General features: G+C 71.4%; 12 protein-coding genes. 5 read left to right on the top strand and 7 right to left on the bottom strand.

What is annotated here, in order from left to right; genetic code table 11:
* The first annotated feature begins 79 nt into the window (after positions 1–79).
* Positions 80–1,486 carry a M1 family metallopeptidase gene (locus OG386_RS03695; protein ID WP_328786719.1) on the top strand — a complete coding sequence of 469 codons (1,407 nt, stop codon included), beginning with the start codon at positions 80–82 and terminating at the stop codon, positions 1,484–1,486.
* Positions 1,487–1,522: 36 nt separating this feature from the next.
* On the opposite strand, the gene OG386_RS03690 is transcribed toward OG386_RS03695, so the two are convergent.
* Together OG386_RS03690 and OG386_RS03685 are read right to left on the bottom strand one after the other, a co-directional pair.
* Positions 1,523–2,146 (bottom strand): LysE family translocator, encoded by a 624-nt coding sequence (locus OG386_RS03690; RefSeq protein ID WP_328786718.1) that lies wholly within the window; start codon positions 2,144–2,146, stop codon positions 1,523–1,525.
* A 28-nt stretch (positions 2,147–2,174) separates the two neighbouring features.
* On the bottom strand, positions 2,175–2,915 hold the full coding sequence (locus OG386_RS03685) for a metallophosphoesterase (protein ID WP_328786717.1): 741 nt from the start codon (positions 2,913–2,915) through the stop codon (positions 2,175–2,177).
* Between the two features lie 171 nt (positions 2,916–3,086).
* On the opposite strand from OG386_RS03685, the gene OG386_RS03680 reads away from it, so the two are divergent.
* Positions 3,087–3,704 (top strand): CGNR zinc finger domain-containing protein, encoded by a 618-nt coding sequence (locus tag OG386_RS03680; protein ID WP_328786716.1) that lies wholly within the window; start codon positions 3,087–3,089, stop codon positions 3,702–3,704.
* Positions 3,705–3,756: 52 nt separating this feature from the next.
* On the opposite strand, the gene OG386_RS03675 is transcribed toward OG386_RS03680, so the two are convergent.
* Entirely contained in the window at positions 3,757–4,950 is a 1,194-nt protein-coding gene (locus OG386_RS03675) for a sensor histidine kinase (protein ID WP_328786715.1), read from the bottom strand.
* Between the two features lie 115 nt (positions 4,951–5,065).
* Here OG386_RS03675 and OG386_RS03670 point away from each other — a divergent pair, with 115 nt between their 5' ends.
* A complete protein-coding gene (locus OG386_RS03670; RefSeq protein ID WP_328786714.1) occupies positions 5,066–5,422 on the top strand; it encodes a hypothetical protein in 357 nt (118 codons plus the stop codon).
* Between the two features lie 17 nt (positions 5,423–5,439).
* Here OG386_RS03670 and OG386_RS03665 read toward each other — a convergent pair whose 3' ends face one another.
* The 3 genes from OG386_RS03665 to OG386_RS03655 form a co-directional block, all read right to left on the bottom strand.
* Complete coding sequence (locus tag OG386_RS03665) at positions 5,440–5,916, bottom strand: MarR family winged helix-turn-helix transcriptional regulator (protein WP_328786713.1); 477 nt, start codon at positions 5,914–5,916, stop codon at positions 5,440–5,442.
* A 132-nt stretch (positions 5,917–6,048) separates the two neighbouring features.
* Entirely contained in the window at positions 6,049–6,432 is a 384-nt protein-coding gene (locus OG386_RS03660) for a VOC family protein (protein ID WP_328786712.1), read from the bottom strand.
* A gap of 417 nt (positions 6,433–6,849) precedes the next feature.
* The gene (locus tag OG386_RS03655; protein WP_328786711.1) at positions 6,850–7,440 is read right to left on the bottom strand and encodes a TetR/AcrR family transcriptional regulator; all 591 of its coding nucleotides are present in this window, start codon (positions 7,438–7,440) and stop codon (positions 6,850–6,852) included.
* An 89-nt stretch (positions 7,441–7,529) separates the two neighbouring features.
* Here OG386_RS03655 and OG386_RS03650 point away from each other — a divergent pair, with 89 nt between their 5' ends.
* Positions 7,530–8,474: an alpha/beta fold hydrolase gene (locus tag OG386_RS03650; protein WP_328786710.1), complete on the top strand. Its 945-nt coding sequence runs from the start codon at positions 7,530–7,532 to the stop codon at positions 8,472–8,474.
* A 119-nt stretch (positions 8,475–8,593) separates the two neighbouring features.
* On the opposite strand, the gene OG386_RS03645 is transcribed toward OG386_RS03650, so the two are convergent.
* Positions 8,594–10,465 (bottom strand): serine/threonine-protein kinase, encoded by a 1,872-nt coding sequence (locus OG386_RS03645; protein ID WP_328793153.1) that lies wholly within the window; start codon positions 10,463–10,465, stop codon positions 8,594–8,596.
* 303 nt (positions 10,466–10,768) lie between these two features.
* Between OG386_RS03645 and OG386_RS03640 the strand changes: the two genes are divergently transcribed.
* Positions 10,769–12,973, top strand: coding sequence for a CHAT domain-containing protein (locus OG386_RS03640; protein ID WP_328786709.1), 2,205 nt, complete (start codon positions 10,769–10,771; stop codon positions 12,971–12,973).
* Position 12,974 lies beyond the last annotated feature (1 nt).

Below are 12,974 nucleotides of genomic sequence, written 5' to 3'. Positions count from 1 at the left end.
CAGGGCGGCACCGGCACACCACCGGTACGCCGGCACACCAGCACGTCGTACGAGCACAGCGCAGGGAGCGGAAGCGGCAGTGAGCGGCCAGAGAACAGAGCCATCGGACCCGTACTTCCCGGCCAACGGCGACTCCCGTTACCGAGTGCACCGGTACGAACTCGCTCTGGAGTACCGTCCCGGTCCCAACCGGCTCGCCGGCACGGCCCGGCTGAGCGCGATCGCCGGGCGGGCGCCGCTCACCGAGTTCCACCTGAACCTGGCCGAATTCAGAATAGGCCGCGTCCTGGTGAACGGCCGGGCGCCGCACTACACCCACCGCGGCGGCAAACTCCGCATCCGCCCGGCCAAGCCCCTGCCCGCCGGCTCCGCCTTCACCGTGGAGGTGCACTGGGCCGGCAACCCCAAGCCGGTGCGCAGCCCCTGGGGCGGCATCGGCTGGGAGGAACTGACCGACGGCGCCCTGGTGGCCAGCCAGCCCGTCGGCGCGCCCTCCTGGTACCCGTGCAACGACCGGCCCGCCGACAAGGCCTCGTACCACATCTCGGTCAACACGCCGTCCCCCTACACGGTCGTGGCCGGCGGCCGGCTGCTCACGCGCACGACGAAGGCCAGCACGACCACCTGGGTCTACGAGCAGTCGGCGCCGACCTCCAGCTACCTGGTCAGCCTGTCCATCGGCATGTACCAGACGGTGCTCCTCGGCGACCCCGGACTCGGCGGCGTACCGCAGAGCGCCCACGTGCCGGCGCACCTGTTGCCGCGGTTCTCCCGCGACTTCGCCCGGCAACCCGCCATGATGCGCTTGTTCGAGGAACTCTTCGGGCCCTACCCCTTCGGCGAGTACGTAGTGGTCGTCGCCGACGAGGAACTGGACGTTCCCGTAGAGGCGCAGGGCTTGTCCACCTTCGGCGCCAACCACGTGGACGGCGTCCGCGGCTCGGAACGCCTCATCGCCCATGAACTCTCGCACCAGTGGTTCGGCAACAGCGTGACCATCGCCGACTGGCGGCACATCTGGCTGAACGAGGGATTCGCGAAGTACGCCGAATGGCTCTGGTCGGAGCGCTCCGGCGGCCGCACCGCGCACGAGCTGGCGACCGCCGCACACCGGCTGCTGGCCTCGCAGCCACGGGACCTGCGCCTCGCCGACCCCGGCCGCAAGCTGATGTTCGACGACCGCCTGTACCAGCGCGGTGGCCTCACCCTGCACGCGATCCGCTGCGCGCTGGGCGACAGCGCGTTCTTCCGCATGCTGCGGGACTGGGCCACGGTGCACCGCCACGGGGTGGTGTCCACGGTGGCCCTCACCCACCACGTGGCCCGCTACGCGGCCGAGCCGCTGGACGACCTGTTCACCGCCTGGATCCACGAACCGGCCCTCCCGCCCCTGCCGGCGCCGCCCCGGCCCCCGATACCGGCGAGGCCCGAGTACCCGCCGACGAACGGCGGTTCCAAGGGCGGCCGGGGCAAGGCCTCGGCCTAGCCTCCTGCAACGCCCGTTACGGAGCGCCCCGTCCGCCTACGTCACGGCGCTCCGGATGCCGAGGGTGATGAGGACCGCTGACGTGGCCTTGGCGGCAGTGCGCCTGAAGCGGGGTCCGTTCAGGACGTGTGAGGCGCGCAGGATGAGGAAGGTCCAGGTGGCGAGCCAGAGTGCGATCAGTAGCGCGTGGGCGGTGGCCAACGTGAGGATCTGGCCGCCGAAGGGTTGGTGGGGTGCGATGAACTGGGGGACCAGGGTCAAGTAGATGGCTGCCGCCTTCGGGTTGAGGACGTTGGCGAGCAACGCTTGGGCGAAGACGGAGTCCGACCCCTTCGGCAGGCGTTGGCCGGAGGGGACGGGTGCCGCGTTCGGGGCGGCGGAACGCCATGTCCATAGGCCCAGGCCGATGAGGTAGACGGCACCGATGAGCTTGACGGCGGTGAAGGCCAGGCTGGAGTGCATGACCAGGGCCGACAGGCCGGCCATGGCGAGGGTGGCGTGGACGTACAGGCCGGTGACCGTGCCGAGGACGACGGGGAGAGCCCGACGGCGGCCGCTGTCCGTGACGTGTTGGATCAGCAGGGTCAGGCTGGCTCCGGGAGTGGCGATCAGGGGAAGGACCGCCAGCAGGAACCCGGCGACGGCGTAGGGATGGACCACGATGCCTCCGGATCGTGCGAGCGGGGGATCAGAGCACGACGCGGTAATGGGTGGTCAGGCGCCGGTCGTCGGACAGGACGTGGAAGGCGAGGCCGGGCGGCTGGTCGCGGTCCGCGGCCTCGTCACCCTCCCAGGGCATGCGCAAGGTCCAGGTGACGGCCGGTCCGACGATCAGCGGACGCGCGGCGAAGGTCGAGGCGGCCGCGGTGTGGGCGTGGCCCGTGAGGACGGCGGCGACCTGCGGGTGCGCGTCGAGCAAGTCGGCCAGTCGGCCCGGCTCTTCGAGCATGCCGGAGTCGGGCAGGGGGTGATGGAGTTCGATCGGCGGCTGGTGGAAGGCGATCAGTGCCGCGGTGTCCTGCGGCAGCGCGGTGAGGGTGGTGTCGATCCAGGCCAGTGTTCGGGCGTCGAGGCGTCCCTCGTCGCGGCCGGGGATGGTGGAGTCGCACATCAGGATGGTGGTGCCGGCGATGTGGTGGGCCCGATTGATGGGGCCGTCGTCCGGTGCCTCTCCGAGCAGGGCCTTGCGGTAGGCCGGTCGCGCGTCGTGGTTTCCGGGGCAGGTGAGCACGGGGAACGGGGCGGCCAGGATTCGAGCTGCTTCCTCGTACTCGGCCTCCTCGCCGTGATCGGCGATGTCCCCGGTGACCAGGAGCGCGTCGACCGGGCGGGGCAGGGCCCGCAAGTAGTCCATGACGCGGGTGGCACGTCGGGTCGCCCTCTCGCTGCCGTCCAGGTGCAGGTCGCTGATCTGTGCAAGCAGGGTCATTCCGCAGTCGCCTCCCATGGCGGGCTCGGCCGCCGTCCTGTGCCGGAGCAGTGTCTCCACCCACTCCGTCTCTAACGGAAGTTTCTCGTTTCCCGTTAGGGACTTTAGGGTGTGCGCAGGGATGTGATCAAGTGGCTGACGAACGGGCACCGAGAGGGAAGGGGATGCCTCGTGGAGCGCTGGCTGGCCTTGGAACTGGCGAGCACGATTCGCCACGACGGAGAGGGCGGCGTCGCCGATGACCTCGCCACGGTCCGGGGAACGACGCACTGGATCCAAGAGCAGGGGGAGCTGCTGGCCGGACACGTTCCGGCTGGAGGCCTCGCAGCGGACGAAGACCTCAGGCTCGGGATCATCGAGCTTCGGCAGGCGGTCCGGGCCCTGTTCGCCCGAGCGGTCAGTCCCGCTCCCCCCAGCCCGGCGGACGCCCATCGCCTGCTGACGGCCGACCAGGCAATGGCCCGCCTCAACGCGGCTGCCGCGCGCGAGCCGGTCGCCCCGCAGCTCGACTGGCCCGTTGAAGGAGTCCCCACCACCCGACTGCTGTCGGCGGAGAACGATCCGTACGTCCGGATCGTCGCGGCCCTGGCCCGAGCCGCCGTCGACTTCCTCAGCGGCCCGCAGTGCACGCAGTTGCGGTCCTGCACCGCGCCCCGCTGCGTGCGCTACTTCGTCAAGAGCCACGGGCGACAGGAGTGGTGCAAGCCGTCCTGCGGAAACCGCGCCCGGGCAGCTCGCCACTACAGGCGTCAGCGCACGGCAGTGGATGGCGGTTCTGCGCCGTCCTGACCGCTCAGGGACCCCCGTGCCGTGCCGTCGCCCCTCTCCGACTCCCCGACTTCTAAGAAGGGGCCGAGCGCCCTCCGGTGGTGGTGAGCGGCAGCCGCGCCCGTACCTGCCAGTCGCCCTCGGCGGTGGGTTCGGCACGGAAGGTGCCGCCGCCCAGGGTGACGCGTTCGCGCAGGTCCTTCAGCCCGTAGCCCGGGCGGGAGGTCGGGCGGGCCGTCCCGTCGTTGGTTATCCGTACGGCGGCCTCGTGGGGACGGACGCGCACGTGGACGCTGACGTGGCGGCAGTGGCGGGCGTGCTTGCGGATGTTGGTGAGGGACTCCACCGTCACCCGGTGCAGGGTGGCGGCCACTTCGGGCGGAACGGTGTCCGTCGGTCCTTCCTCGGTGAGGTACGCGGGTACGCCGTTCAGGGCGAACCCCCGCACCAGGGCCCGCAGGTCGTCCATGCCGGCGGGTGCGGCCGGCGGTGCGTCGCCCTCGCCGGCCCTGAGCCCGGCGACCATCTGCCGCACGGACGCGAGCGCCTCCGCCCCGGTCTCCTCGATGCGCTGCAGAGCGGGCAGGACCATGTCGGGCCGCCTGGCGGCGACCGCCCGGGCGCCCTGTGCCTGCACCACGATGCCCGCCACGTGGTGGGCGAGGTGGTCGTGCAGGTCCCTGGCCAGATCGATCCGCTGTTCGAGCCGGATGCGGTGTGCGCGCTGCCGCCGGTCCGCTTCTACCATCCGCGCGGTCACACTCGCCCCCGCCACGAGGACGGTGACCAGGGTGAGGCCGAACGCGACGGTCAGGCTCCCCTCCTGCACGCCGATGGACAGGGGTCGCAGGACGACGGCCGCGGCCAGCAGCAGCGCGATCGGTGCGGTGGAGGCCGCCGGGCCGCGCCGCGCGACGAAGGCCAGCACCACCAGGAGGGCGACCGGCTCGAACGCCCCGTAGGCGGACGAGGCGCCGACGGCGGCGTGGCTCACGTGGACGGCCGCGGAGCAGAGCAGGGAGGCGGTGGCGGCGGCGCCCCCGGCGTAGGCGTACGACCAGGCCTCCTTGAGCAGGGGGAGGGCGACGAGGACGGCGCCCACGGCGGTGGCCGACAGCGCGAGCCGGCCCTGCGACGCCGGTCCGGTGAACGTCCCGGCGCGTACGTCAGCCCAGGCCGCGGCCGCGAGCACACAGGCTGCGAGGGACCGCAGCAGGACCGCTGCCCTGCCGGGAACGGCGAGGAAGCGGAGGAGAGGAGACCACATAGCGCGCAGATTAGATCATCCGCCCGCCCGGTCCCTCCCTACCCACGAGTCCGATGGCTGGGGATTGACGTAGCCTGCGACGGTCGCGAATCGAGACCCTGCTGGGGGGAGACAGATGTCGATCTTTGCTACCTGGCTGTTGCTCGCCGAGGACGGCGACGAGGCCGCACCGCTGGTCTACCAGGGGTCGCACGTCAACCCTGCGGACGACCACCCGCGTGCGGGTCGGCTGGAGATCGCCGCGGTACCGAACCACTGTCATCCCGGGGTCCGGAACCAGGAGATGCCCGCCGCAGGCGCCCTCGTGGCGGCGGAGGGCCTGCCGGTGGAGTACCTGCGCGTGTCCCTCGCCCAGTCCGCCGGGACCTGCCCGGACGGCCGACCCGGTCAGGCGACCGTGATCCTCGATCGAGCCCAGGTCGAGCGGCTGCACGCCACCCTCGCGGAGTGGCTGGGCACGGACGAGCGATGACCCTGCCGGCGGATCGGCTACCGCGAGTGCGTGCTCGGCCCGCCCGCGTTGTGGATCAGTTGCCGGAGCACCTTCAGCGTGGTGACGTAGTCCGCGTCGTCGATGCCCTCGTGGAGGGCGGCACGGATCGCGGGGGCGTTGCGCGCGAGATCGACGCGGGCCCGCTCGCCCTCCTCGGTGAGCCACAGCCGGTCCTCCGGGTCCCGGGTCAGCCAGCCGCGCTCCAGGAGGACCTCGGCCTCCGCCGCCAGGTCGTCCTCGTGCCGGATGTAGGAGGCCATGGCCTGCCGCAGCTCGGGCAGGGTCATTCCCCTGCCGTCGGGCGAGATGTCGTTCGCCGACAGATTGCGCAGCAGCCAGAACTGTGGCTGGGTGTAGCCCTTTTCGGCCGTCCGGGCCCGGGTGTACGCGATGAGCGCCTCGTAGGCGATACCGGTCCAGTAGGCGGCGGGCTGGCCGGCGAGTTCGACGTCGGACATCTGCTGGGTGGTCATGCCATGCCCCTTTTCGGTACTTCGGCGCGGAACCTGCACGCGGTGCAGGTCATGCGGCGACCGTAGGACCTCAAGTGCGGTTGCGGGCAAGGGCGGGCCTGCCGTGGTGCTCGCGGTCGGAGCGTCCGGGCCTCAGGAGGGCATCGCGGCGTGATCGGACTCGCTGCGCAGGATGCAGAACTCATTGCCTTCGGGATCGGCGAGTACCGCCCAACCCGTACCGTCGGGCTGCCGGCGGTCAATGACCAGGGTGGCTCCGAGCTTCAACAGCCGCTCGACCTCCTCCTCGCGCGAGGTCGTCGGACGTAGGCACAGGTGGATCCGGTTCTTGACCGTCTTCGGTTCCGGCACCTGGTTGAAGTACAGCAGCGGGCCCTCCGCAAGCATCACCACGGTCTCCTGGTCGCCTCGTTCGGCCTGCGGATGCAGCGGACAACCCGTCACCTCGCTCCAGAACCGAGCCAGCTCATACGCGTCCGAACAGTCGATCGCCACGTTCTGCACCACTGAGACCATGCGGCTCAGCCTGCCCGAGCACCGCCCCGTCCGCTACCCAATTCGGCCTCAGCCGCCTAGCCTCGCTGTTTCGCGCGGGGCGATGAGGCGCCGCTGAGGGACAGCCGCTGAAGGGCCGACGCCGTTCCGGTGCTCTTGCCGCATCGGATGTGGTCCTCGACGTGGCACGCCCGCGGCGCACGATGACGCGGGTGCCGGCTGGGTAGCCGCCCAGATCGACCGTGCCGGTCAGCTCGACGACTTCGGCGTCGTCACGCAGTGTCCCGGCTTGGTCCAGGGCGGGATGCCAGAGGCGGTCGGGCACGGTCACGGACGTGAGCGAGGAAGAACCCGTCAGCAAGGTCCATCGTCCCAAGCCGGGAAGGTACTTTCGCGTTCCCGCCCCAACAGCCGTCGTACCCAGGCGAAACGGCGGGGTTAGCTCCGGGCGCGCAAGGCGTGCGAGAGCGCACTCATGCTGATGTCGATGACCGTGCGGAGCTGCTTCTGGCCTGCCCTGGCCTTGCTCATCACGGCCAGCGACTGGTTGACCGCCGTGATGTGAACCGCGAAGTCGTCGGCGTCGCCTTCGGTCAACTGCGCGGCGGTCAAGGCGGTCCGCAGCCGCGCATGCTGAAGGTCCAGCGCTTCGATCGCGCGTGCGGCGATGGCGGGGCTGAGCGTCGGTGCCGCCATCGCGGTCTGGGCGATCAGGCATCCATCAGGTACGTCGGGGTCGGCGATGCGCTGCAGGGTGACCTCGAAGAACGCCCGCACCGCCTGCAGCGGTTCCTCGGACGCACATGAAAGCGCCTGGTCGTACCTGTTTCCGTACCGCGCGGCGTAGCGGTCCAGGCAGCGCAGGTAGAGCGAGTCCTTGTCGCCGAACGAGGAGTAGATGGAACTGCGGTTCAATCCGGTCGTCCTGGAGAGGTCGTCGAGAGACGTGTCGGCGTATCCGGCCCGCCAGAACTGGACCATCGCCGCGTCGAGCGCGATGCCCACGTCGAACTGCTTCTTCCCGGCCATCACGCATGCACCTCGTTCTCTTACCAGCCGTTGTGGCCCTACCCATCCTATCTTGAACTGATCAGTTCAAGATGCGGTAGGTTCGAACCATGACCGACGACGCCATGGCCCCGACGCGCTCCTGCGACCAGAACCCGGTCCCCGGGTTGCCGCTGTACGACCTCGCGGGTTTCACCCACCGCTGGGTCGACGCGGAAGGAATCCGACTTCACGCCGTGGAAGGCGGCCGGCCAGCCGGTCCTACCGTCGTCCTGCTCGCCGGATTCCCGCAGACCTGGTGGGCTTGGCGAAAGGTGATGCCGGGTCTTGCCGAGCGATTCCACGTGATCGCGATCGACTTGCCGGGGCAGGGCCACTCCGACCGCCCTCAAGGGGGCTACGACACGCACACCATCGCTTCTCGTGTCCAGGCCGCGCTGACCGCGCTCGACGTGCCGAAGTACTGGCTCGTCGCCCACGACATCGGGGCCTGGGTCGCCTTCTCGCTGGCCCTGAAGTACGAAGAGCGCCTGCATGGTGTCGCTCTCCTTGACGCCGGCATTCCCGGAATCACGCTCCCGGACTCCATCCCGACGGACCCCGACCGGGCCTGGAAGACCTGGCACTTCGCCTTCCACTTGGTGCCCGAACTGCCCGAGACTCTGCTCACCGGCCGCGAGCGTGACTACGTCGGCTGGTTCTTGAAGGTCAAAGCCCTGTCCCCGAACACCTTCGACGGCGCCGAGATCGACCATTACGCCGCCGCCATCGCGGCCGAGGGAGGGCTTTCAGCGTCTCTCGCCTACTACCGCGACGCCGCGGAATCGGCGCGTAAGAATCATGACGCTCTCGAGCGGGGGCACTTGACCGTCCCGGTCCTGGGAATCTCCAGCTCCGACGGCTCGATCCCCGACATGGCCGCCTCCGTCAGTCCGTGGGCGGAGAACGCGACCGGCGTCGTCATCCCACAAGCCGGACACTTCATTCCCGACGAGCAGCCCGACGCAACTGTGGACGTGTTGACCGCGTTCATCGATCACGGGCGTGTCGAGTAGTTCGCGACTGGTGGGTCACGCCGGGGCGCCGCTGCTGGCCAAGGTTCATCGTCGCAGCTCAGAAGGCACTTTCGCGTTCCCGGTCACCAACCGGCCTCACGTCAACCGAGACGGCGAGGCTAGCCCTGTTTCGTCCAGCGCTGGGACGCCTCCCCGCCGCACGTCTTCGTCACCAGACCGCTGCTCATGCCCAGGTCGAGGCAGCCCCCGCTGAAGTCGTTGCGGAGGCTGCCGCCCGACCCCGTGCGCCACAGCCGGGCGGTGTCCTGGGAGCAGTCGCCGACGAAGACCGCCTGGCCGAGCATGTTGGCGTACAGGCAGCCCCCGCCCTGCTGGTTGACGAGCTTGAAGCTGCCGTCCGGCCGGCTCTGAACGGTCCACCGGGCGCTCGCTTGCGCACAGTCGCCGTAGTCCGAAGCCCCGAAGACCTGCGTGATGCACTTGCTGTTGTTGCCGTTGCGGAAGCGGTAGGTGCCGGAAGCGGGAGGCGCCGGGGGTGGCGGGGTCGTGGGTGCCGTGGACGTCCCGCCGCCGGCGGGGCGCGTACTGCCCGAGCCGGCCGCGTTCGCCGGGTTGCCGGAGTTCCCGGCGCTGCCCGAGCCGGGCTGGGGACCGCCGCCGGGGAGGGCGCCGGGTCCGGGGCCGGTGCCGCCCGCGCCCCCGGCGGCCGCGGCCGCTCCCGGGTCCTGGGCGGGCGGCTGTGCAGGCGACGCCGTCCCCGACGGGCTGTCGCCCGCCGTACCTGCCGTACCGGTTGCGCCCGCTGCGGCTGCTGGTGCCGTCGGGTCGGCCGCCGCCGTGACCGGGGCGGACGGGGAGCTCCCGGCTCCGGCCTGCGGCGCGGAGGCGTACGGCAGGTGCTGGACGGCGAGGGTCGTACCGCCCGCGACCACGACGACCGGCACGACGGCGAGGAGGACGCGGGTGCGGCGGCGGGGCGCGGCCCGTTCCGGCCGGGCCGTGACCGGGGGAGCGGGGGCCGCCGGAGCCGGGCCCTTCTCGGACTCCGGCTCCGGCTCGGGCTCCGGTTCCGGCGGCTCCCCGGTGAGCGGGACCGTCGGTACGTCGGACTCCGGTACGTTCGCGGCGAAGGCGGCCCGCTCGGTCAGGCGCTCGGTGACGGCCTCCGGCCACAGCGGGGCGGTGAACGGGCCGTGCCGGCGGGCGCTTTCGAGGAGTTCGACGGCGGTGGGACGTCCCTCGGGGTCCTTGTCGAGGCAGGCCGCGACGAGCTCGGCGAGGTCCGGCTCCAGCTCCCGCAGCGGCTCCAGATCGGGCTCCTCGTGGACGATGCGGTACAGCACCCCGTGCCCCGACTCGTCGCCGAACGGCGGCTGACCGCACGCCGCGTAGGCGAGTACGGAGCCCAGCGCGAACACATCGGTGGCGCCGCTCAACCGCCGTCGGCCGGAGGCCTGTTCGGGCGCCATGTAGGCGGGCGTACCCACGACCATGCCGGTCCGGGTCAGCTGGCTCTGCTCGGCGGCCCGGGCCACTCCGAAGTCGATGAGGGTGAGGCCGTCGAGGGTCAGCATGACGTTGGACGGCTTGAGGTCCCGGTGCACCATGTCCAGCGCGTGCACCGCCGCCAGCCCCGCCGCGGCTTCCCGCAGCAGCAGCCACAGCGCCCGCGCGGGCAGCGGGCCGCCGTGCAGCGCGACGGCCTCCCTCAGGGTGAGCCCGGGGATGTAAGCGGTGGCGAACCACGGGGGAGTCGCGGTGCGGTCGCTGTCGAGCAGCGGCGCGGTGGCGTCCGCGGGGAGTCGGGCGAGGTTGTCCAACTCGTGCCCGAAGCGACGCAGGAAGTCCTGGTCCTCGCCGACGACGGAGGACAGCAGTTGCTTGACGGCGACGTACCGACCCCCTCGGATGCCGAGGTAGACGCGCCCCATGCCGCCGGCCCCGAGCCGGCCCGCCAGCGAGATCGACCCGATGCGGCGCGGATCCCCCGCCTCCAGCGGCTCGGCCCCGCTCCCCGTCAGCTCCAACACGTCAGCCAGCCCCACTCAAATTGGAGAAGTTTCCAGGAATCTATCCCTGATGATCCTGAGAGGGCAACGCAGGCTGCCAAAAGCCGAGTTGCCCTTGCCCCTACCCCTGCCCCTACCCCTGCCCTGGGCCCCGAGCAGCCTCCCCCGCAAGGCGCCTTCGGATCCCGTGCGCCCCGGTGGTCCCCGGACCGGGACCGGCGCACCACGCGACGACCGGGCCCTGTCGGTGGGATAATCCGGTTGGGGAGATGGATGTGACGCACTCGGATCGAGAAGCTCGGGCGACTCGAAGGGAGGAGCGTGGTGAGCACCCCCGCCGCCGCTCGCATCGCTGACCTGCTGGAGGACGTACCGACGGCCTCGAACCCGCCCGCTCGGTTTCCCGCTCCGGCCCCCGACCGACCGCCGCGCGCCGATGGTCCAACGCTCAACATCACCGTGATCTGGGGCGACATCGCGCAGATCACGGCCGATCTGCACGTCACGGGTCACTACCAGTCGGTAGTGCCCGCGGCCGCGGAACTCGCACTCGACCGGGCCATCTCCGTCGAACCCCGCCGCACCATCACGGAGCACACCAAGCTCGGCTGGATCGAAGCCCAGTTGGGCGAGGTCACGTACTTCCCCTGCAAGGACGGCCCCGTACGCTGCGCGGCCGTCGTCGGCATGGGACCGATGGGCACCCTGACGGAACGCCGCGCCATCCAGCTGTACGCCTCCCTGCTCGGCGAGGCGCTCGGGCTCGGCCACGTCGGCACGATGGCCACCGTGCTCATCGGCTCGGGCACGGGCAATCTGACCGTCAAACAGGCGGCCCGCGCCCTCGTCCGGGGATTCGCCGACGCCCTGGCACCGCTGGGCCCGCCCGCGCCGCCGCCCCGGCTCACCGACGTACTCCTCATGGAGGTCGACCGGCTGCGCGCGGAGCAGCTCCACCTCGCACTCACGGACTCCGCGGTCAAGCTCCCGCAGGTACGGATCGTCCCCGGGCTGCGCGAAGAGAGCGGCGGCGAGCTGTTCGGGCCCTCCGCCGCGGTGTACGCCCTGTCGGCGCTGACCGGGCTCGCCGGGCCGACGGGCGGGGCCGCCCGTGACGGCACCCCGGGCGGCCCCGGCCCGCCGGCCGGGGAGGACGTCCTGCACACCGTGCTCGCCGGCTTCGACGCCAACATCCAGGGGAAGATCCGCGAGCAGCTGGCCGACCTGGCCGCGGTGGAACGCACCGAGCTGTCCCTGACTGTCCGCAGGCCGGCGGAGGCGCAGGACGACGCGGTGCCCGTCCGGATGTCCGTCCAGTCGGGAGTCGGCGGCCTGCGCTGGGCGGCGCTGACCGGGCGGGCCACCGTACCGGAGCGGCTCGTACCGGTGGACATGGACCTGCTGCGGGAACTCGTGGACCGGCTGACGGAACCGAGCGTCAAGGACGCGAGCGAACTGCCCGACCTACTGTCCCGGTTCGTGGTGCCGCCGGACTTCCAGCGGCTGCTCACCGACGACTCCACGGTGCTGCTGGAACTGGACCGGGACACGGCCTCCGTCCCCTGGGAGTTCCTGGCCGAGATCCAGCAGGCCGGCGTGGACAAGCGCGATCCCCTGGCGATCCGCACCCAGCTGTCCAGGCAACTGCGCACGACCTACTCACGGGTGATGACCGAGGGTCTGGCGGACGGACCGCTGCGCGCTCTGGTGATCGGCGACCCGGGAGACCCGGAGAAGGGCTTCCACCTGCCGGGAGCCCGCCAGGAGGCCCTCGCGGTGGCCTCCCGGCTCAAGGAGCTCGGGGCCAAGGTCAGCCTCTTCGTCGGCGCGGCGAACGCGCTGCGCCAGCCGGGCGTCGACCCCGCGCGGCGCCTGGACGTGCTACGGGTCCTGCTGTGCGGGGGCAACCACATCGTGCACTACTGCGGACACAGCGACTTCGACCTCTCCGGTACGGGCAGGCGTTCGGGCTGGGTCTTCGCGGACGGCCTGCTGACCGCCCAGGAACTCGCCCTGCTCGAACGCCCGCCGCTGATCGTCGTCGCCAATGCCTGTTACACGGCCCGCCTCGGCGACGCCGCCGGCACCGGCGCCCCGGCCGGAGCGCCCGGCCTCGCCGGCCGCAGCCCCTGGGGGAACCCGCAGGCCGCGCTGGTGCCGAGTCTCGCCGACGAGTTCCTGCGCATGGGGGTGGGCCACTACATCGGGGCGGCCTGGCGGATCCCCGACGACCAGGGGATCTCCTTCGCCGACCAGTTCTACACGCACCTGTTCCAGGGCGGGTCCGGTGAGGCGACCCCGACGGTGGGCGGCGCCGTCCGCGCGGCGCGCAGGCGCCTCTACGGGCTGCGCGCCGGCGGGCAGCCGGAGCAGGGGCCGAACCCCCAGGGCGGTCCGAACGGCCAGGGCGGTCCGAACCGTCCGGAGGGCCAGGACGTCACGCCGAGCGGGCAGCGCTGGAGTTCCTGGGCCGCCTACCAGCACTACGGGGACGCGGCCGACCCGTTCGTCCGACCAGGGGGAAGCTGAG

This window comes from Streptomyces sp. NBC_00273 (assembly GCF_036178145.1).
Taxonomy (GTDB): Bacteria; Actinomycetota; Actinomycetes; order Streptomycetales; family Streptomycetaceae; genus Streptomyces.
The sequence above is the reverse complement of the archived record's forward strand: the minus strand, read 5'-3'. Positions and strand labels throughout refer to the sequence as shown.